Source organism: Pseudomonas sp. o96-267 (assembly GCF_003935465.1).
Classification (GTDB): domain Bacteria; phylum Pseudomonadota; class Gammaproteobacteria; order Pseudomonadales; family Pseudomonadaceae; genus Aquipseudomonas; species Aquipseudomonas sediminis.
Window position 1 is genome coordinate 42,883 of sequence record NZ_RHQP01000033.1, and the last position, 18,409, is coordinate 61,291.

Sequence of the window (18,409 nt, forward strand, 5' to 3'; positions counted from 1 at the left end):
TGTGCAATGCCGTTCGGCAGCCATCTGCCGAATCATGGGAGCGAGCTGTGCCCGCGAACTGGGTGACGCGAAAGCTTCGCGAGCAACGCTCGCTCCCACACCAGTTCCTAGAAGTTTTCCGGGCTCTTGGCCTTCTCGCGCGCACTGTCGCGGCTGACCAGTCCCTTGGACACCAACGTCTTCAGACAGGCATCAAGGGTCTGCATGCCCAGCGCGCCACCGGTCTGGATCGCTGAATACATCTGCGCGACCTTGTCCTCACGGATCAGGTTACGGATGGCCGGTGTGCCGATCATGATTTCGTGGGCGGCAACACGACCGCCGCCGATCTTCTTCAGCAGGGTTTGCGAGATCACCGCCTGCAGCGACTCGGAGAGCATCGAACGCACCATCGACTTCTCCTCGGCCGGGAACACGTCGACCACACGGTCGATGGTCTTGGCGGCGGAGGTGGTGTGCAGGGTGCCGAACACCAGGTGACCGGTTTCCGCGGCGGTCAGCGCCAGGCGGATGGTTTCCAGGTCGCGCATCTCGCCCACCAGGATGATGTCCGGGTCTTCCCGCAGGGCCGAGCGCAGGGCCTCGGAGAAGCCGTGGGTGTCGCGGTGCACCTCGCGCTGGTTGACCAGACACTTCTTCGACTCGTGGACGAATTCGATGGGGTCTTCGATGGTGAGGATGTGGTGGTACTTGTTGCTGTTGAGGTAGTCGAGCATCGCCGCGAGGGTGGTCGATTTGCCCGAACCGGTGGGACCGGTGACCAGCACCAGGCCGCGCGGCACGTCGGTGATCTTGCGGAACACCTCGCCCATGCCCAGGTCTTCCATGGTCAGCACCTTGGACGGAATGGTACGGAACACCGCACCGGCGCCACGGTTCTGGTTGAAGGCGTTGACCCGGAAACGCGCCACACCCGGCACTTCGAAGGAGAAGTCGGTCTCGAGGAACTCTTCGAAGTCCTTGCGCTGCTTGTCATTCATGATGTCGTAGATCAGCGCGTGTACCTGCTTGTGATCCAGCGGCGGCAGGTTGATGCGGCGTACATCGCCGTCGACGCGGATCATCGGCGGCAGACCCGCCGAGAGGTGCAAATCCGACGCGCCTTGCTTGGCGCTGAAGGCGAGCAGCTCAGTGATATCCATGGGACTCCCCAATTACAAGCAAGCAGGTAGAATGCCGCAAACGCAACGGCCAGGCTTATAGAGCTCAGGTAATGTCCACGATAGCAGAGAATATTGCAAAGGTCGGAGCGCGCATCCGTGAGGCGGCGCAAGCCTCGCAGCGTAATTCGACGGATATCGGCCTGCTCGCGGTGAGCAAGACCAAGCCAGCAGCGGCCATTCGTGAAGCTCATGCAGCTGGTTTGTGCGATTTTGGCGAGAACTACCTGCAGGAGGCATTGGGCAAACAGGTCGAATTGAACGATCTACCCTTGATCTGGCACTTCATCGGCCCCATTCAATCGAACAAGACCCGGCCCATCGCCGAGCATTTCGACTGGGTACATTCGGTGGATCGCCTGAAAATCGCCCAACGCCTCTCCGAGCAGCGCCCCGCCCACCTGCCGCCGCTGAATATCTGCCTGCAGGTCAATGTCAGCGCTGAGGACAGCAAATCCGGCTGCAGCCCGGAAGCGTTACCAGAGCTGGCCAAGGCTGTAACCGCCCTGCCCAACCTGCGCCTGCGTGGGCTGATGGCGATTCCCGAACCTACCGACGATGTTGCCGCGCAACATGCCGCCTTCGCCCGTTTGCGCCAATTGCGTGATGACCTGGCGCTGAACCTCGATACCCTGTCCATGGGCATGAGCCATGACCTGGAGGCCGCCATCGCCGAAGGCGCCACCTGGGTGCGCATCGGTACCGCCCTGTTCGGTGCCCGCGATTACGGCCAGCCCACTCACTGAATGAAGGATTTTCTGCAATGAGCAACCCGACCATCGCCTTCGTCGGCGCCGGCAACATGGCCGCCAGCCTGATTGGTGGCCTGCGTGCGCAGGGCGTGGCAGCCAGCGCCATCCGCGCCAGCGAACCTGGTAGCGAACAACGTACTCGTCTGCAGCAGGAACACGGCATCGCCACCTTTGCCGATAACGCTGAAGCGATCAAAGGCGCGGACCTGATCGTGCTGGCGGTCAAGCCACAGATCATGAAGACAGTGTGCCTGGACCTGGCCGCCCACCTGGCGCCGAATCAGGTGATCATCTCCATCGCCGCCGGCATCAGCTGCGCCAGCCTGGAGAACTGGCTTGGCCAGCGCCCGGTAGTGCGCTGCATGCCCAATACGCCAGCGCTGCTGCGCCAGGGTGTTTCCGGCCTGTTCGCCAACCCGCGCGTCAACGCCGCGCAGAAAGCCCAGGCCGAGCAGGTGCTGAGCGCCGTCGGCCTGGCCCTGTGGCTGGACGACGAAGCGCAGCTCGATGCAGTGACTGCCGTCTCTGGCAGCGGCCCTGCCTATTTTTTCCTGCTGATCGAGGCGATGACCGAAGCTGGCGAGAAACTCGGCCTGCCGCGTGAGACCGCTGCGCGTCTGAGCATCCAGACCGCCCTGGGCGCTGCGCGCATGGCCAGTGAAAGCGATGTCGACGCGGCCGAATTGCGTCGCCGTGTTACCTCACCGAACGGAACCACCGAAGCGGCAATCAAAACCTTCCAGGCCGGCGGCTTCGAAGCGCTGGTACAACAGGCACTGAATGCCGCTGCCAATCGCTCGGCCGAACTGGCCGAACAACTGGGTCAATAAAGGAAGCACACATGTCCGGACTCATCGAAGCCCTGATCTACATCATTCAGACCCTCGGCAGCCTGTATCTGCTGATCGTGCTGCTGCGTTTCATCCTGCAACTGGTACGTGCGGACTTCTACAACCCGCTGAGCCAGTTCATCGTCAAGGCCACGCAACCGCTGGTGACTCCACTGCGCCGGATCATTCCGGGCTTCGCCGGGCTGGACCTGGCTTCGCTGGTGCTGGCTATCCTGGTGCAGCTGCTACTGATGATCGTCACCCTGACCCTGATGGGCTACAACGTCGGCGGCTTCATCCTGCAGCTGCTGGTTTGGTCGATGATTGGCGTGACCTCGCTGTTTCTCAAGGTGTTCTTCTTCGCCCTGATCATCAGCGTGATCCTCTCCTGGGTCGCTCCGGGCAGCTACAACCCGGGCGCACAGTTGGTGAACCAGATCTGCGAGCCGCTGCTGGCGCCATTCCGTAAGCTGCTGCCAAACCTCGGCGGCCTGGATATCTCGCCGATTTTCGCCTTCATCACCATCAACCTGATCGATCGTTTCGTGATTGGCGGGCTGGCGGCCTCCACTGGTCTGCCGCCGATGCTCAGCCCCTTTCTCTGAGGATGAGCTTCTACCGCTGGGATAGTGAGGACCTGATCCTCGACTGCCACCTGCAGCCCAAGGCGAGCAAGGACGAGTTCGCCGGGCTGCAGGGTGAGCGGCTGAAAATCCGCCTCACCGCCCCGCCGGTAGACGGCAAGGCCAACGCCCACCTGCTGGCCTTCCTGGCCAAGGCCTTCGGCGTCGCCAAGAGCCAGGTGAGCCTGGAAAGCGGTGAACTCAATCGGCATAAACGCCTGCGTATCCGCGCCCCGCGAAGCCTGCCGCCGATTCCTGGGCTGCAGCGCACCTGACGACCGCTCAGCCGCCGCACCCGACCATAAGGCGGGACTGTAGAAGCGGCCAATTGACGACCGCCTTGTAGCTCGCATAATGCAAGCTATTCTCGCCAATGCCGTGCTTCCTGGCGGCAACCCCAACTGAACAGTCACGCAGCCCCAGCAAGTGGATGAACTTGCCGAGAGGAGAGCCAGGATGAGCATGGAACGTCTCAGCCAGCAGGTTGACGCTTACGTCGCCTGGAAACGCGAGCTGATGCGCGAGATCACGCGCTATCGCAGCTGGCTGGAGCACAACCGGCTCAACTCCGAGGCGGTTCAGGCCAAGCTCGAACGTGCGCTGAAGATCCTGCGCACCGATCACATCACCCTGGCCTTCGTCGGCGAGTTCTCGCGCGGCAAGACCGAGCTGATCAACAGCCTGTTCTTTTCCGAATATGGTCAGCGCATGCTGCCCTCGCATGCCGGGCGCACCACCATGTGTCCCACCGAGCTGTTCTTCGATCCGCGTTCGGAACGACCCTACATTCGTCTGTTGCCCATCGAGACCCGCACGGCCTCGGCCAGCGTCGCGCAGTTCAAGCGTATTCCCCGGCACTGGGTGAACATCCCGCTGGACATCAGCGACCCGGCCAACATGGCCCTGGCCTTCAGTCAGGTGGCCAAGACCAAACCCATGCCGGTGGAACAGGCGATCCAGCTCGGCTTCCACCCGGACATGCTCGAAGGCACCGGTAAACGCGGCCAGGTGCTGGTACCCGCCTGGCGCCATGCGATGGTCAACTTCGATCATCCGCTGCTGCGCCAGGGCTTGCGTATTCTCGACACCCCCGGCCTAAACGCCCTGGGCAGTGAACCCGAGCTGACCCTGTCGATGCTGCCCAATGCCCAGGCGATCATCTTCCTGCTGTCCGCCGATACCGGCGTCACCGCCAGCGATATGCACATCTGGCAACAGCATATCCGTCAGCTCGACGAAGACACCCAGACCAGCCTGTTTGCCGTGCTGAACAAGATCGACGTGCTATGGGACGACCTGGCAGGCGAGACTTTCGTGCAGAACGCCATCGGCCAGATCCAGAGCGCCACCGCCAAACAGCTGGGCATCGCCAAGCAGGACGTACTGCCGCTATCGGCCAAGCAGGCGCTGCTGGCCAAGGTGCGCAAGGACGAGGCGCTGCTGGCCCGCAGCCAGATGGCCAATCTGGAGACCCTGCTGTGCGAGCGTATCGTCGCGCAGAAGGAGCGCCTGATCGAAGATAGCGTGGTACGCCAGGTATTGGCGCTGCTCAACAACAGTCAACACGTGCTCAGCCTGCGCCTGGAGAAAGTCAGCGAACAGCTGGCCCTGCTCGGCAACCATCAGCAGGACAACGGCCAACTGCTGTTCGAACTGACCGCCAAGACCAAGGAAGACCACAGCCTGCACCACAAGCGCCTGCTTGGCCTGAAGACCAACCAGCGTCTGCTGCAACGCCAGGGACAGCTACTGCGTCACGCCGCACGCGTCGAACGCCTGGAAGAACACCTGAGCGAAGTGCGACGTACCTTGACCGGCAGCTGGACCACCCTGGGTATCAACCAGGGCATCCTGCATTTCTTTCGCGCCGTCGAGCAGGATTTGCACAACCTGCAGCACGAAGCCGAGATGGCCAACAAGATGGTCGCCGCCATCTATCGCCGGCATAACGAAGAAAGCCCGCTAGGCGGCGTCGACGCGCCGCAGTTCAAGATTCAGCGTTACCTGCGTGAGCTGAAGAAGCTGCAGGAAAAGGGTGACCAGTTCCGCCTGCATCTGAAAACCCTGCTCACCGAGCAGCGCAGCCTGACCCGGCGCTTCTTCGCGACTCTGGCCCAGGAGGTGATCGGCCTGCACCAGCGCCTGCGCCTGGATGCCGAACAATGGGCCGCCGATGCGCTGATGCCGCTGATGCAACACACCCTGGAACACAAGCAGATGCTGGAAAGCCACATGCTGCGCCTCAAGGCCCTGGCTCAGGAAACTCAGCAGACGCGCAAACGCAGCCTGCAACTGGCGCGTTACCAGGAAGAGCTGGAACAGCAACTGGCGCAGGCCAGCGACATGCTGCGCGTACTGCGCCGACCGGCACCGGTGCAGCGGCAAGGTAAGGTGGTCAGCCTGCCGATGGCAGCACGCCCACAAAGCCTGTAGAGGGGGGCGGGCGCCCAGCTCGCTTGCCGCTCGGGTCGGTGCTCTTTAGACTGGCGCCCTCCTCCGATTCCTTAGCAGCGCCTCCATGCCCACTGCATTTCCCGAAGATTCCGTCGGCCTGGTCAGCCCCCAGGTATTTCGCTTCAGCGAGCCCCTGGCGTTGGCCTGCGGGCGCAGCCTGGCCGAGTACGAACTGGTCGTCGAAACCTACGGCGAACTGAACGCCGCGCGCAGCAATGCGGTACTGATCTGCCATGCCCTGTCCGGCCACCATCACGCCGCCGGCTATCACAGCCCGGATGATCGCAAACCCGGTTGGTGGGACAGCTGCATCGGCCCCGGCAAGCCGATCGACACCAACAAGTTCTTCGTCGTCAGCCTCAACAACCTCGGCGGCTGCAACGGCTCCACCGGCCCGAGCAGCACCAACCCGGCCACCGGCAAACCCTATGGCGCCGATTTCCCGGTGATGACGGTCGAAGACTGGGTGCACAGCCAGGCGCGCCTGGCCGACGAGCTCGGCATCGGCCAATGGTCGGCGGTGATCGGCGGCAGCCTCGGCGGCATGCAGGCCATGCAATGGACCATCAGCTATCCCGAGCGCGTACGCCACTGCCTGGCCATCGCTTCGGCGCCCAAACTGTCGGCGCAGAACATCGCCTTCAACGAAGTGGCGCGCCAGGCGATTCTCACCGACCCGGAATTCCACGGCGGACACTTCCAGGAACAGGGTGTGATCCCCAAGCGCGGCCTGATGCTGGCGCGAATGGTCGGGCACATCACCTACCTGTCCGATGACGCCATGGGCGAGAAATTCGGCCGTGGCCTGAAGAGTGAAAAGCTCAACTACGACTTCCACAGCGTCGAGTTTCAGGTGGAAAGCTACCTGCGCTACCAGGGCGAGGAGTTCTCCGGCCGCTTCGATGCCAACACCTACCTGCTGATGACCAAGGCGCTGGACTACTTCGACCCGGCCGCCGCGCATGACGGCGACCTGGCCAAGACCCTGGCCGTGGCCAAGGCGGATTTCTGCGTGATGTCCTTCACCACCGACTGGCGCTTCTCACCCGTGCGCTCGCGGGAAATCGTCGACGCGCTGACGGCGGCGAAGAAGAACGTCTGCTATCTGGAGATCGACGCACCGCAGGGCCACGACGCCTTCCTCATGCCGATCCCGCGTTACCTGCAGGCGTTCGGCAGCTACATGAAGCGAATCGAGGTATGAGCATGCGAGCGGATCTGGACATCATCCAGGAATGGATCGCCCCGGGCAGCCGTGTGCTCGACCTGGGCTGCGGCGACGGCGAGTTACTGGCCTGGCTGCGCGACAACAAGCAGGTGGCCGGCTACGGCCTGGAAATCGACCCGGACAAGATCGCCCTGTGCATCGAGCGCGGCGTCAACGTCATCGAGCAGAACCTCGACCTGGGCCTGGGCAACTTCGCCAGCAACAGCTTCGATGTGGTGGTCATGACCCAGTCGCTGCAGGCGCTGCACTACCCGGACAAGGTGCTGGCCGAGATGTTGCGCGTCGGCAAGACCTGCATCATCACCTTCCCCAATTTCGGCCACTGGCGCTGCCGCTGGTACCTGACGACAAAAGGTCGCATGCCGGTGTCGGACTTCCTGCCCTATACCTGGTACAACACCCCGAACATCCACTTCTGCACCTTCGAGGACTTCGAGCGTCTCTGCCACGCCCAAGGTGCCCGTGTGGAAGCACGCCTGGCGGTGGACCGTGACCATCGCCACGGCATCGCCAGCCGTATCTGGCCCAACCTGCTGGGCGAGATCGGCATCTACCGCATCAGCGGCGCGGATCTGTCCGCCCACCGCGTCGCGGTCTGAACGAGGAGAACAACATGCGCCGCATCATCCCCTTCCTGATCGCCCTGTGCCTGGCCCTGCCGGCCGCCGCCGAGCGTAAGCAGAGCTTCGGCGATCTCGACGTGCACTACAGCGTGTTCAACTCCAGCTTCATCCAGCCGGATATCGCCAGCGCCGCCGGCCTGGTACGCAGCAAGACCCAGGGCGTGATCAATGTCGCCGTGCTCAAAGCCGGCAAGGCCAGCACCGCCGTGGTCGGGGGCGAGGTGAAGGACCTGCTGGGCAAGAGCACCGCGCTAACGTTCCGCCAGGTCACCGAAGGCGAGGCCATCTATTACCTGGCGCAGTTCCCATTCAAGACCCGCGAAATGCTCAGCTTCACCCTGAACGTACGCCAGGGTGATGACGCACACCGCATCACCTTCAACCAGGAAATGTTCCCGGATGACTAAGCCAGTGAGTGGTTTCAAGGAGCTGGTCCTGGCCAGCCATAACGCCGGCAAGCTCAAGGAGCTGCAGGCCATGCTCGGCGACGCCGTGCGCGTGCGTTCGATCGGCGAATTCAGCCAGGTCGAGCCGGAAGAAACCGGTCTGTCGTTCGTCGAGAATGCCATCCTCAAGGCACGCAACGCCGCGCGCATCTCGGGCTTGCCGGCACTGGCCGACGACTCCGGCCTGGCGGTGGACTTCCTCGGCGGCGCCCCCGGCATCTACTCGGCACGCTATGCCGATGGCCAGGGCGATGCGGCGAACAACGCCAAGTTGCTCGCCGCCCTGAAAGACGTGCCGGATGCCGAGCGCGGCGCGCAGTTCGTCTGCGCCCTGGCACTGGTTCGACATGCCGACGACCCTTTGCCAATCCTCTGCGAAGGCCTGTGGCACGGCAGCATCCTGCACGAAGCCCGTGGCGAGCACGGCTTCGGCTACGACCCACTGTTCTGGGTGCCGGATAGCGAATGTTCCAGCGCCGAGATGCCGTCCGATCAGAAGAACCGCCTCAGCCACCGCGCCCGCGCCATGGCCCTGCTCAAGCAGCGCCTGGGGCTGGCATGAGCGATTCCGCTGGCGGGAGTTTCCTGCTCCCGCCCCTGGCGCTCTACATCCACATCCCGTGGTGCGTGCGCAAATGCCCCTACTGCGACTTCAACTCCCACGCCGCCGGGCCGACGCTGCCTGAAGAAGAGTACGTCGACGCGCTGCTGGCTGACCTCGATATCGACCTGCAGCACGTCCATGGCCGGCAACTGACCTCGATCTTCTTCGGCGGCGGCACGCCCAGCCTGTTCTCCGACCGCGCCCTGGGCCGTTTGCTGGAAGGCGTAGAGCAACGTGTCGGTTTTGCGCCGGATATCGAAATCACCCTGGAGGCCAACCCTGGCACCTTCGAGCAGGCCAAGTTCAAGGGCTACCGGGCGCTGGGTATCAATCGCCTGTCCATCGGCGTGCAGAGTTTCCAGGAAGCCAAGCTCAAGGCGCTGGGGCGCATCCACGACGGCGACGAAGCCATTCGCGCTGCCGATATGGCGCGTGCTGCCGGCTTCGACAACTTCAACCTCGACCTGATGCACGGCCTGCCCGAGCAGAGCATCGAGGACGCCCTGTTCGACCTGCGCACCGCCATCAGCCAGGGCCCGACGCACCTGTCCTGGTACCAGCTGACCATGGAGCCGAACACGGTGTTCTGGAGCCAGCCGCCCGAACTGCCCGAGGACGATCTGCTGTGGGATATCCAGGAAGCCGGCCAGGCCCTGCTCGCAGCCGAAGGCTACGCGCAATACGAAGTGTCCGCCTACGCCAGGCCTGGCAAGCAGGCGCGACACAACCTCAATTACTGGACCTTCGGTGATTTCCTCGGCATCGGCGCCGGCGCCCACGCCAAATTGAGCACGCCCGCAGGACACATCCAGCGCACCTGGAAAACCCGCCTGCCGAAGGACTACCTCGACCCGGTCAAGGCATTCCAGGCCGGGGAACGCCTGCTGGAAGCTGACGAGTTGCCCTTCGAGTTTCTGATGAACGTGCTGCGCCTGACCGAAGGTGCACCGGCCGAACTGTTCAGCCAGCGCACTGGCCTGCCTTTGCAGCAGCTCGAACAGACGCGCCGCGAAGCCGAACGCCAGGGGCTGCTGCAGGCCGATCCAGCCCGCCTGGCAGCTACCACCAAGGGGCAACTGTTCCTCAACGATCTGCTGCAGCAGTTCCTGGCGTAGTTCACCCACAGAGCGGCATGAATCCGGTAGGCTAGCGCGCCTGATTCGCGCGGCCATTGCTCACGTCGCGCTGCACTGAAGGAGCCCGCATGGATCTGCTACTGGACCTGATCGTCACCCTTTCGCGCTGGAGCCGCAGCCACCTCAGCGATATTTCCCTGGCCATCATGGCCACGTTGCTGGTGCTGTTCGGCCCAGCCATCAACGCCTGGGTTCAACGCACCATCGGTAACCTCAATTTCGTCCTGCGCACCCTGCTGTTCGTGGTGTTCTGCGCGGTCGGCTACGGCCTGGCCATCGTCTTCCTCACGCCCTGGCTGGCCAAGGGCCTGGCGCACTTCAACAACTACACGCTGGCGCCAGTGCTGATTCTGATCTTCGCGGTCATCGGCATACTCGCCGACCGCAATTAGCGGGCGCAGCGCACAGGCTGCCCCATCAACCTTGCAGCCACACCATCACCTGCTCAACCAATTGCGCAGGGGTGGCATGCGTCGAATCCAGGCGCAGCAACGGACACGTCAGGTGCTGCTCGATCCAGGTCTCGTGCATGAGTCGGCTGCGCGTGTGCCGGTCGCCCTGCTCGTAGCCGGCCGCCCAGTCGAGAAAGGCCAGACTCTGGGCGTGCATATCGCCGCCCGGTTCAATTCGTTCGCCGTAGCGCTGCGCCTCGCGCTGACGTAGCCGGTGCATGCGCTCGTCATCGTCCAGATGCAGGAACAGTGCATGACTGAACGACGGGATCAATGCCTCTCCCCAACTGCATAGCGAGCCACTCAACACCCAGCTCGACGCCTGCGCGGCGCACTCGCGGATCAACTCCACCCGTTGTGGTGGTGGACGCTTGTGCAGGTACGGCGGCTCGCTGGGTAACCAGTAGAAGTCGTCGGTATCGAGGTGCAGCCAGCCGCAGCTATTGGACAGGGCATTGCCCAGCGTGGTGGTACCGGAGCCGGATGCGCCGAATATATGCAATCTGATGCTCATGCATCCTCCCTGATCAGATGCGCAAAAATACAGAAGCCGCCCGAAGGCGGCTTCGTGAACGACCGCAGCCCCGTCAGTTGCCTTCGCGGCGCAGCGCCTGCGGGGTGAAGTCACGCGGGCTCAACCTGGCGTTGAAGTCGTACATCTTCTCGTTGTTATCCAAACCGTCGGCGAAGTAGCGGCCGCCCTTGAGGTCGTAGATGGTCTCCAGGGTCGAGCCGAACATCGGCACGTCGTAGTAGCTGATCGGGTGAGCTTCCTGCAGGCCGATCAGGTTGCCATTACGGTCATACAGATCGACCGCGAGGATCTGCCAGCTGTCCTCGTCGAGATAGAAACGACGCTTGCCATACGGATGACTGAAGCCGGTGCGCAGGTCCGCCTCCACCACCCAGACGCGGTGCAACTCGTAACGCAGCAATTCCGGATTGATGTGCTTGGCCTGCAGGATGTCGGCGTAGGGAATGCCCTTCTGGTGCACGGCATAGCTGTTGTAGGGCACCAGCATCTCGCGCTTGCCCAGCAGCTGCCATTCGTAGCGATCCGGTGCGCCATTGTAGGAGTCAACCTGGTCGGCAGTGGCCATGCCATTGGTGTCGGGTTGCAGGGTGTCGTAGGCAAGCATCGGCAGGCGGCGCACACGGCGCTCACCACGATTGAAGCGCCAGGCCTTGCGAATCGCCAGCACCTGGTCGAGGGTCTCCTGCACCACCAGCGCCGCGCCGGCCAGCTGGGCCGGCGCTACCACCTTGTACTTGTAATAGAACAGGGTGTTGTCCAGATCCTGCGGGGCAACGCCTTCGCGGCCATAGAGGAAGTAGACGTCGCGCTCGAGCTTGAGCAGGTTGTAGCTACCGTTGGCGAGCACCGCCGCCTGGTTGGTGGCCATGCTGATCTGGTCGCCGCGGTAACGCATGACGTGGTTCCAGATGGCCTCCTGGCCGGTCTGCGGCAGAGGGAACGGCACGCCGGCAGCTGCGCCCTGCACACCATTGCCACCGGAAATCAGCTCGGCATTCTGTGCATTGAAACGCGTGGCGTCATAGATACGCTGCGGCGCAGCAGCGCTGCGGCGGGTCGGGAATACCCGCAGGTAGAAGCTGGGGTTTTCCTGCAGCAGGGTCTTGAGGCCGATCGGCAACAGTTGTTCATACTGCGCCAGATTCTGGCTGTCGACCCGGTACAGCAGCTTGTCGTCCGCATAGGGGTCCGGGTGGTGCATGCCAGGCTGGTAGCCGGCTGGCGGAGTCGCCAGGCCGCCCGTCCAGGCGGGAATGGTGCCGGCAGCATTACCTGCCCGCTCGCCACCCAGTGGTGTCAGGTCCTGACCCAGACGCGCGGCCTGGCTGGCATCGACCTTGGCATGGGCCTGAAACGCCAGGGCAGTCAGCAGAAGAATGGAAACCGATCTCAACACAATGCTCTCCTCGCGGCGCCATGCAAGCGGTGCCGCTAATGTCTGCGCGCCTTGCAGGCGCACTTATCGTTGTTGTGTCTTGCGGTGAGGTACCGTCCTGGCAGCCGGGTTATCCCGATCTAATCGTGCATCCTGCCGGTTCTAAGCCTGGACAATCCCTGCCAGCAGGGATCGCTCGGACATCACTCCTGGCGCTGGAATTTGAGGTCCCACACACCATGGCCAAGGCGCTCGCCACGGCGCTCGAACTTGGTCACCGGGCGCTCCTCGGGGCGCGGCACATAGGTGCCATCGGCGGCCAGGTTGCGGTAGCCCGGCGCCGCGTTCATCACCTCGAGCATGTGTTCGGCGTAGTTTTCCCAGTCGGTGGCCATGTGCAGCACACCGCCGATTTTCAGCTTGCTGCGCACCAGCTCGGCGAAAGCCGGCTGGACGATGCGGCGCTTGTGATGACGCGACTTGTGCCAGGGGTCGGGGAAGAACAGCAGCACGCGATCGAGGCTGGCATCGGCGACGCAATCGCGCAGCACTTCCAGTGCATCGCAGCTGTAAACGCGGATGTTGCTGAGGTTCTGCGTCATCGCACCATTGAGCAGGGCGCCCACGCCCGGCTTGTGCACCTCGACGCCGATGAAATCCTGCTCGGGCGCGGCGGCGGCCATCTCTAGGGTGGAATGGCCCATGCCGAAACCGATCTCGAAGGTACGCGGCGCGCTACGCCCGAAGACCTGATCGAAATCGCGCAGACCGTCTTCGAGTTCAAGGCCAAACAGTGGCCAGCCCTTGTCGATGCCACGCTGCTGACCTTCGGTCATGCGCCCGGCGCGCATCACGAAGCTCTTGATGGTACGGCGCTGGCGACCATCTTCGGTCAGTTCGAGCTGTTGGGTATCGGTCATGCTGGGCTCTTGTAGATTGCGTTACGACTTGGCGCGCCGGCGAACCGGCACGCAGCCAATCGTCATCCTTAATTGATCAGGCCAGTCAGCGGCGACGAAGCACTGGCATAGAGTTTCTTCGGCATGCGGCCGGCCAGGTAGGCCAGGCGCCCGGCCTCGACGGCATGCTGCATGGCGCGGGCCATGAGCACGGGATTCTGCGCTTCAGCGATGGCGCTGTTCATCAGCACCGCCTCGCAGCCCAGCTCCATGGCGATGGTAGCGTCGGAGGCAGTGCCCACGCCGGCGTCGACCAGCACCGGCACCTTCGATTCCTCGAGGATGATGCGCAGGTTGTACGGGTTGCAGATGCCCAGGCCGGAGCCGATCAAGCCGGCCAGCGGCATCACCGCGATGCAGCCAATCTCGGCCAGTTGGCGCGCGATGATCGGATCGTCGCTGGTGTACACCATTACGTCGAAGCCATCCTTGACCAGCACTTCGGCGGCCTTGATGGTCTCGATGACGTTGGGGAACAGGGTTTTCTGGTCGGCTAGCACCTCCAGCTTGACCAGGTTGTGACCATCGAGCAGTTCGCGGGCCAGGCGGCAGGTGCGCACGGCCTCTACCGCGTCATAGCAGCCGGCGGTATTGGGCAGGATGGTGTACTTGTCCGGGCTGATCACGTCGAGCAGGTTCGGCTCACCGGGATTCTGGCCGATGTTGGTGCGGCGCACCGCCACGGTGACGATCTCGGCGCCGGAAGCGGCGATGGCGTCGCGGGTCTCGTCCATATCCTTGTACTTGCCGGTACCGACCAGCAGGCGCGACTGGAACGTACGACCGGCCAGGGTGAAGGGCTTGTCGCTGCGAACTTGGCTCATGGAATACTCCTCGAGGGGTCAACCGCCGCCGATGGCGTGCACCACTTCCACCTGGTCGCCTTCGGCGAGCTGGGTGCTGTCGTGCTGGCTGCGTGGAACGATGTCCTGATTGAGCTCGACCGCCACACGGCGTCCGGTCAGATCGAGGCGAACCAACAGGTCGGCGACGCTCTGGTTATCCGGCAGTTCGAAGGGTTCACCATTCAACTGGATACGCATGACGACTCGGTCACAACTGGAAAGAGGGCCGGCATTCTAGCCCGTTAACTGGCCACGACCAAGGCTAAAAGGCGCCATTCGTCCTCATTTCTGACGCCAGGGTCAGGTCAGCTTCCAGGCGCTCAGGCCCAGGCACAGCCAGCCAACGAGGAAGGCGACACCACCGAAAGGCGTGATGATACCGAGCTTGCCGATGCCGCTGAGGGTCAGCAGATAGAGACTGCCGGAGAACAGCAGGATACCCAGCGCGAAGGCGCCGCCAGCCAGGTTCACCAACCGTCCGGGCGCATGCATCGCCAGCAGGCCGACGCCGAACACGGCCAGCGCGTGAATCAGCTGGTAATGCGCACCGGTCTGGAACACTGCCAGATATTCGGGAGTCAGCCTGTGCTTCAGACCATGGGCCGCGAACGCGCCCAGAGCGACACCGGTGAAACCGGCGAATGCGGACAACAGTAGCCAGAGACGGGCCATGGAAACTCCTGAATAAATCGACCTGTGCGCAGTTTAGCCATTGGGCCTGAAGACGAAATGGTCGTTATTGTCACACCTGCGCCCAACTCTGTGGTTCCGCAGCAACTGACTCGGCACTTTTTGTTGCCCGCCATCCCTGGCGTCAACCCTTCGGGCCGTCGCAAAGCGACGTCAAAAATCGCTCCCGGCGATTTTTTGTTTTAATAGCGCCACATCCGATCATTGCGAGACCCCATGCTCCGAGCCCTGACCCGCCGCCTGCTGAAACTGCTGCTCTGGCTGATCCTGGCCAGCGTACTGCTGGTGCTTGCTCTGCGCTGGGTGCCGCCGCCCGGCACGGCGCTGATGGTCGAGCGCAAGGTCGAATCCTGGGGCAGCGGGCAGTCGCTGCAACTCAAGCGTCAGTGGCGCCCCTGGAACAAGTTGCCGGATCATCTGAAGATGGCGGTGATCGCCGCCGAAGACCAGAAATTCGCCGAACACTGGGGGTTCGACATGGGTGCCATCCAGGCGGCACTGGTACACAACCAGAGCGGCGGCTCGCTGCGCGGCGCCAGCACCCTCAGCCAGCAGGTAGCCAAGAACCTGTTCCTCTGGTCCGGCCGTAGCTGGCTGCGCAAGGGGCTGGAAGCCTGGTTCACCGCGCTGATCGAGCTGTTCTGGTCGAAAGAACGCATCCTTGAGGTGTACCTCAATAGCGTCGAGTGGGGCGATGGCATCTTTGGCGCTGAAGCCGCGGCACAACACCATTTCGGTGTCGGCGCGCCTTATCTCAATCGCCAGCAGGCCAGCCAACTGGCAGCGGTGCTACCTAACCCGCTGCGCTGGAGCGCAGGCCGACCGGACGCCTACGTCAATCGCCGCGCCGCCTGGATTCGTCAGCAGATGACGCAGCTGGGTGGCAGCCACTACCTCAACCAGCTCAAGGCAGCGCGCCCCGACTGGTGGCCACGCTGGCTGTAGGAGAGGCTAGCTAGCGAGTCGCGCGAAAAGCCTGGCGCGGCACCGCATGCAGCAGCGCGACCTCATCGCCGCGCAGGTGCACGGTCAAGCCCCATTGCGGATAGACCCAAGCCTGACCGTCGGCCAATTCCAAGGTCAGACGCGGCTGCCCGAGACTTGCAGCCAGGCGCTCGCTGGCCAGTGCTTGCGGGGCATTCAGATTGAGGCTGGCGATGGAAAAACCGGCCATCTGATCGACCAGTGATTGGCCAAGGGCCTGCTCGCTATCACCAGCCTTGAGGCCTTGCGCCGTCATCAGACTGTCGCGCTGCTCCCGGCTCAACCTCAGCTCGGCCTCGAGCGACCACTCGCCCTCCTCCCCTTCGAGTGACGCACGATAGACAAGCCGCGCGCCGTCGAGGCGCGGCTCCAGCCATAGCTCGCCCGGCGCTGACGCCTGCACATCACGCAGCGTCAATTCGTCTTCGGCCAGCGGCTGCAACAGTACATCGCGCCACTGCTGCAGATTGGCCACCGGCTCAACCTCGGTACTGCGCATCAGCCAGGCACCCCAGGCGAAGAACAGCACCGCGACGAGCGCTAATATCAGCCAGTGCTGCGCTTTCAGTGGGGCTTTGTTCAAGGCAATTGCTCCAGACAGAAAAAAGCCGCACCTGGGTGCGGCTTTTCGGGGTAACGGCAGACTCAGGCAGCGATACAGCCTTTGAGCTTGTTCATCGCGTTCTTTTCAAGCTGACGAATACGCTCGGCCGAGACGTTGTACTTGGCAGCCAGGTCGTGCAGAGTCGCCTTTTCCTCGGCCAGCCAGCGCTGGTAGAGGATGTCGCGGCTACGCTCGTCGAGGCTTTCCAGCGCTTCGTGCAGGTTGCTGCTGGAACTGTCGCTCCAATCGGCATCCTCGAGCTGGCGAGCCGGGTCGTAACGATGGTCTTCCAGATAATGCGCGGGCGACTGGAAGGCGCTGTCGTCGTCGGCATCAGCTGCCGGATCGAAGGCCATGTCCTGGCCGGTCAGGCGACTTTCCATCTCGCGCACTTCGTGCGGCTCGACACCCAGGCTGGCGGCCACGGCGGTCACTTCATCGTTGTTCAGCCACGCCAGACGCTTCTTCTGGCTGCGCAGGTTGAAGAACAGTTTGCGCTGGGCCTTGGTGGTGGCCACTTTGACGATGCGCCAGTTCTTCAGAATGAACTCGTGGATTTCCGCGCGAATCCAGTGCACAGCGAAAGACACCAGGCGCACGCCCATTTCCGGGTTGAAGCGCTTGACCGCCTTCATCAGGCCGACGTTGCCTTCCTGGATCAGGTCGGCCTGAGCCAGACCGTAACCGGAGTAGCTGCGTGCGATATGCACCACGAAACGCAGGTGGGCCAACACCATCTGGCGGGCGGCCTCGAGATCCTGCTGATAAAAGAGATTTTCGGCCAGTTCACGCTCCTGCTCGGGAGTCAGCAGCGGGATGCTGTTGACGGCATGCACGTATGCTTCCAGGTTGGCGCCTGGAACCAGAGCATGAACAGGTTGCAAGGAAGTGGACATTCGAATCCTCCGATTCACGAAACTCGTGCAGTGTAGCACTGCGCTATCTGATGCAGGGCCTGTGGATAAGTTCCCTGACAGATAGTCAACATCAACCAAAACAATGACTTGTCAGCTTGCGTTCAGCCTCGCCGATTGGCGCCTCAGCGGGGCGCCAGTTCATTGAGATGACGCGCCACCGCCAGCCAGGCGCCAATATAGCCCAACAGCACAGCGCCGAGCAGCAGCGAAAAACCGTCGGAAGAAGGTACGCCACCTAACGCGAAATCGCTACCGTACAAGCCGGCCAAACGTACTACAGCATCGTTCAGCCAATCCAGCCCGAAGGCCAGCAGCAGCCAGGCAAAGATACCGGCGCCAAAACCATACAACGCGCCCATATAAAGGAAGGGACGTCGCACGTAGCCATCGGTTCCACCTACCAGCTTGATTACTTCGATCTCGGCACGGCGGTTTTCGATGTGCAGGCGGATGGTATTGCCGATCACCAGCAGCAGCGCCAGGATCAGCAGCAGGCTGAGGCCGAAGACGAAGCGGTCACCCAGCTTGAGGATCGCGGTCAAGCGCTCGACCCAGACCAGATCGAGCTGCGCCTGCTCCACCTTCGGCAGCTCCGCCAGGCGCTGGCGCAGGGCTTCGAGCTTGGCCTTGTCGACTTCCCTCGGCGTAACCAAAACCACGCCCGGCAGCGGATTCTCCGGCAGTTCCTTCAACGCCTGCCCCAGACCGGACAGCTGCTGGAACTCTTCCAGCGCCTGCTCGCGGCTGATCCACTCGGCATCGGAGACGTCATCCATCGCTGCGATCTGCTCGCGCAGCGCCTGGCCGTCGCGCTCACCGGCGGACATATCGAGGAACAGGGAAATCTGCGCCGCACGCTGCCAGGAGCCGCCGAGCTTCTCGACGTTATCCAGCAGCAGCGACAGTCCCATGGGCAGGCTCAGCGCCACCGCCATCACCCAGCAGGTGAAGAAGCTGCCAATCGGCTGGCGCGCCAGGCGGCGCAGGCTGTCGACCAGGCTGGCGCGGTGGCTTTCCAGCCAGGCGTTGAGCAGAGTGCGAAAATCCGGCTCATCCGCCGGGCCATCGACCACCTTGTTGCGCGGCGCCGCGCCGCCCCGGTCGGCCGGGGGGGGGGGGGGGGGGGTGGGGGGGGGGGGGGCGGCGGCGCCCCCGCCGCGCGCAGGCGCGCGCGGGGGGGGGGGGGGGGGGG

General features: G+C 63.2%; 22 protein-coding genes. 12 read left to right on the forward strand and 10 right to left on the reverse strand.

Going from position 1 to position 18,409, the window contains the following annotated elements; genetic code table 11:
- Window positions 1-107: 107 nt before the first annotated feature.
- Window positions 108-1,142: a type IV pilus twitching motility protein PilT gene (pilT, locus tag EGJ86_RS20020; RefSeq protein ID WP_003463935.1), complete on the reverse strand. Its 1,035-nt coding sequence runs from the start codon at window positions 1,140-1,142 to the stop codon at window positions 108-110.
- Between the two features lie 71 nt (window positions 1,143-1,213).
- Between pilT and EGJ86_RS20025 the strand changes: the two genes are divergently transcribed.
- From EGJ86_RS20025 to EGJ86_RS20075, 11 genes are all read left to right on the forward strand, one after another.
- Window positions 1,214-1,906: a YggS family pyridoxal phosphate-dependent enzyme gene (locus EGJ86_RS20025; RefSeq protein ID WP_125836370.1), complete on the forward strand. Its 693-nt coding sequence runs from the start codon at window positions 1,214-1,216 to the stop codon at window positions 1,904-1,906.
- Window positions 1,907-1,923: 17 nt separating this feature from the next.
- A complete protein-coding gene (gene proC, locus EGJ86_RS20030) occupies window positions 1,924-2,742 on the forward strand; it encodes a pyrroline-5-carboxylate reductase (protein WP_125836371.1) in 819 nt (272 codons plus the stop codon).
- Between the two features lie 11 nt (window positions 2,743-2,753).
- Entirely contained in the window at window positions 2,754-3,347 is a 594-nt protein-coding gene (locus EGJ86_RS20035) for a YggT family protein (protein WP_003463941.1), read from the forward strand.
- Window positions 3,348-3,349: 2 nt separating this feature from the next.
- The gene (locus EGJ86_RS20040) at window positions 3,350-3,640 is read left to right on the forward strand and encodes a DUF167 domain-containing protein (RefSeq protein WP_125836372.1); all 291 of its coding nucleotides are present in this window, start codon (window positions 3,350-3,352) and stop codon (window positions 3,638-3,640) included.
- Window positions 3,641-3,821: 181 nt separating this feature from the next.
- Window positions 3,822-5,798 carry a dynamin-like GTPase family protein gene (locus EGJ86_RS20045; RefSeq protein ID WP_099525936.1) on the forward strand — a complete coding sequence of 659 codons (1,977 nt, stop codon included), beginning with the start codon at window positions 3,822-3,824 and terminating at the stop codon, window positions 5,796-5,798.
- Between the two features lie 85 nt (window positions 5,799-5,883).
- Window positions 5,884-7,023: a homoserine O-acetyltransferase gene (locus EGJ86_RS20050; RefSeq protein WP_125836373.1), complete on the forward strand. Its 1,140-nt coding sequence runs from the start codon at window positions 5,884-5,886 to the stop codon at window positions 7,021-7,023.
- 2 nt (window positions 7,024-7,025) lie between these two features.
- On the forward strand, window positions 7,026-7,646 hold the full coding sequence (gene metW, locus EGJ86_RS20055; protein ID WP_125836374.1) for a methionine biosynthesis protein MetW: 621 nt from the start codon (window positions 7,026-7,028) through the stop codon (window positions 7,644-7,646).
- A gap of 14 nt (window positions 7,647-7,660) precedes the next feature.
- Window positions 7,661-8,077: a DUF4426 domain-containing protein gene (locus EGJ86_RS20060; protein ID WP_125836375.1), complete on the forward strand. Its 417-nt coding sequence runs from the start codon at window positions 7,661-7,663 to the stop codon at window positions 8,075-8,077.
- Entirely contained in the window at window positions 8,070-8,678 is a 609-nt protein-coding gene (gene rdgB / locus EGJ86_RS20065) for an RdgB/HAM1 family non-canonical purine NTP pyrophosphatase (protein ID WP_372237980.1), read from the forward strand. Before EGJ86_RS20060 ends, rdgB begins: the two co-directional genes overlap by 8 nt.
- Window positions 8,675-9,835, forward strand: a complete 1,161-nt coding sequence (gene hemW, locus EGJ86_RS20070; protein ID WP_125836376.1) for a radical SAM family heme chaperone HemW — start codon at window positions 8,675-8,677, stop codon at window positions 9,833-9,835. The genes rdgB and hemW overlap by 4 nt, the downstream gene beginning before the upstream one ends.
- Window positions 9,836-9,924: 89 nt before the next feature.
- On the forward strand, window positions 9,925-10,248 hold the full coding sequence (locus EGJ86_RS20075; protein WP_099525941.1) for a DUF3392 domain-containing protein: 324 nt from the start codon (window positions 9,925-9,927) through the stop codon (window positions 10,246-10,248).
- A gap of 25 nt (window positions 10,249-10,273) precedes the next feature.
- On the opposite strand, the gene EGJ86_RS20080 is transcribed toward EGJ86_RS20075, so the two are convergent.
- From EGJ86_RS20080 to EGJ86_RS20105, 6 genes are all read right to left on the reverse strand, one after another.
- Window positions 10,274-10,822 carry a hypothetical protein gene (locus EGJ86_RS20080; protein WP_125836377.1) on the reverse strand — a complete coding sequence of 183 codons (549 nt, stop codon included), beginning with the start codon at window positions 10,820-10,822 and terminating at the stop codon, window positions 10,274-10,276.
- Between the two features lie 73 nt (window positions 10,823-10,895).
- A complete protein-coding gene (locus tag EGJ86_RS20085; RefSeq protein ID WP_125836378.1) occupies window positions 10,896-12,239 on the reverse strand; it encodes a DUF1329 domain-containing protein in 1,344 nt (447 codons plus the stop codon).
- 182 nt (window positions 12,240-12,421) lie between these two features.
- Window positions 12,422-13,138, reverse strand: coding sequence for a tRNA (guanosine(46)-N7)-methyltransferase TrmB (gene trmB / locus EGJ86_RS20090; protein ID WP_125836379.1), 717 nt, complete (start codon window positions 13,136-13,138; stop codon window positions 12,422-12,424).
- Window positions 13,139-13,206: 68 nt separating this feature from the next.
- Window positions 13,207-14,001 (reverse strand): thiazole synthase, encoded by a 795-nt coding sequence (locus EGJ86_RS20095; RefSeq protein WP_017363115.1) that lies wholly within the window; start codon window positions 13,999-14,001, stop codon window positions 13,207-13,209.
- An 18-nt stretch (window positions 14,002-14,019) separates the two neighbouring features.
- Entirely contained in the window at window positions 14,020-14,220 is a 201-nt protein-coding gene (gene thiS, locus EGJ86_RS20100; RefSeq protein WP_061240208.1) for a sulfur carrier protein ThiS, read from the reverse strand.
- A 102-nt stretch (window positions 14,221-14,322) separates the two neighbouring features.
- Complete coding sequence (locus EGJ86_RS20105; protein WP_125836380.1) at window positions 14,323-14,694, reverse strand: DUF423 domain-containing protein; 372 nt, start codon at window positions 14,692-14,694, stop codon at window positions 14,323-14,325.
- A gap of 234 nt (window positions 14,695-14,928) precedes the next feature.
- On the opposite strand from EGJ86_RS20105, the gene mtgA reads away from it, so the two are divergent.
- Entirely contained in the window at window positions 14,929-15,657 is a 729-nt protein-coding gene (gene mtgA, locus EGJ86_RS20110; protein ID WP_125836381.1) for a monofunctional biosynthetic peptidoglycan transglycosylase, read from the forward strand.
- Between the two features lie 10 nt (window positions 15,658-15,667).
- On the opposite strand, the gene EGJ86_RS20115 is transcribed toward mtgA, so the two are convergent.
- From EGJ86_RS20115 to ftsX, 3 genes are all read right to left on the reverse strand, one after another.
- The gene (locus tag EGJ86_RS20115; protein WP_125836382.1) at window positions 15,668-16,279 is read right to left on the reverse strand and encodes a hypothetical protein; all 612 of its coding nucleotides are present in this window, start codon (window positions 16,277-16,279) and stop codon (window positions 15,668-15,670) included.
- A gap of 62 nt (window positions 16,280-16,341) precedes the next feature.
- Window positions 16,342-17,196, reverse strand: coding sequence for an RNA polymerase sigma factor RpoH (rpoH, locus tag EGJ86_RS20120; protein ID WP_017675856.1), 855 nt, complete (start codon window positions 17,194-17,196; stop codon window positions 16,342-16,344).
- A gap of 143 nt (window positions 17,197-17,339) precedes the next feature.
- Window positions 17,340-18,290: a permease-like cell division protein FtsX gene (ftsX, locus tag EGJ86_RS20125; RefSeq protein WP_125836383.1), complete on the reverse strand. Its 951-nt coding sequence runs from the start codon at window positions 18,288-18,290 to the stop codon at window positions 17,340-17,342.
- Window positions 18,291-18,409: the final 119 nt, after the last annotated feature.

Bases quoted from the DNA above. Each gene is read 5' to 3' on its own strand.
- thiS (WP_061240208.1), bottom strand. From the start codon at position 14,220: ATGCGTATCCAGTTGAATGGTGAACCCTTCGAACTGCCGGATAACCAG.
- mtgA (WP_125836381.1), top strand. From the start codon at position 14,929: ATGCTCCGAGCCCTGACCCGCCGCCTGCTGAAACTGCTGCTCTGGCTG.
- EGJ86_RS20105 (WP_125836380.1), bottom strand. From the start codon at position 14,694: ATGGCCCGTCTCTGGCTACTGTTGTCCGCATTCGCCGGTTTCACCGGT.
- EGJ86_RS20040 (WP_125836372.1), top strand. From the start codon at position 3,350: ATGAGCTTCTACCGCTGGGATAGTGAGGACCTGATCCTCGACTGCCAC.
- EGJ86_RS20045 (WP_099525936.1), top strand. From the start codon at position 3,822: ATGAGCATGGAACGTCTCAGCCAGCAGGTTGACGCTTACGTCGCCTGG.
- EGJ86_RS20095 (WP_017363115.1), bottom strand. From the start codon at position 14,001: ATGAGCCAAGTTCGCAGCGACAAGCCCTTCACCCTGGCCGGTCGTACG.
- EGJ86_RS20050 (WP_125836373.1), top strand. From the start codon at position 5,884: ATGCCCACTGCATTTCCCGAAGATTCCGTCGGCCTGGTCAGCCCCCAG.
- metW (WP_125836374.1), top strand. From the start codon at position 7,026: ATGCGAGCGGATCTGGACATCATCCAGGAATGGATCGCCCCGGGCAGC.
- trmB (WP_125836379.1), bottom strand. From the start codon at position 13,138: ATGACCGATACCCAACAGCTCGAACTGACCGAAGATGGTCGCCAGCGC.
- rdgB (WP_372237980.1), top strand. From the start codon at position 8,070: ATGACTAAGCCAGTGAGTGGTTTCAAGGAGCTGGTCCTGGCCAGCCAT.
- EGJ86_RS20080 (WP_125836377.1), bottom strand. From the start codon at position 10,822: ATGAGCATCAGATTGCATATATTCGGCGCATCCGGCTCCGGTACCACC.
- EGJ86_RS20035 (WP_003463941.1), top strand. From the start codon at position 2,754: ATGTCCGGACTCATCGAAGCCCTGATCTACATCATTCAGACCCTCGGC.
- EGJ86_RS20025 (WP_125836370.1), top strand. From the start codon at position 1,214: ATGTCCACGATAGCAGAGAATATTGCAAAGGTCGGAGCGCGCATCCGT.
- hemW (WP_125836376.1), top strand. From the start codon at position 8,675: ATGAGCGATTCCGCTGGCGGGAGTTTCCTGCTCCCGCCCCTGGCGCTC.
- proC (WP_125836371.1), top strand. From the start codon at position 1,924: ATGAGCAACCCGACCATCGCCTTCGTCGGCGCCGGCAACATGGCCGCC.
- pilT (WP_003463935.1), bottom strand. From the start codon at position 1,142: ATGGATATCACTGAGCTGCTCGCCTTCAGCGCCAAGCAAGGCGCGTCG.
- EGJ86_RS20075 (WP_099525941.1), top strand. From the start codon at position 9,925: ATGGATCTGCTACTGGACCTGATCGTCACCCTTTCGCGCTGGAGCCGC.
- rpoH (WP_017675856.1), bottom strand. From the start codon at position 17,196: ATGTCCACTTCCTTGCAACCTGTTCATGCTCTGGTTCCAGGCGCCAAC.
- EGJ86_RS20060 (WP_125836375.1), top strand. From the start codon at position 7,661: ATGCGCCGCATCATCCCCTTCCTGATCGCCCTGTGCCTGGCCCTGCCG.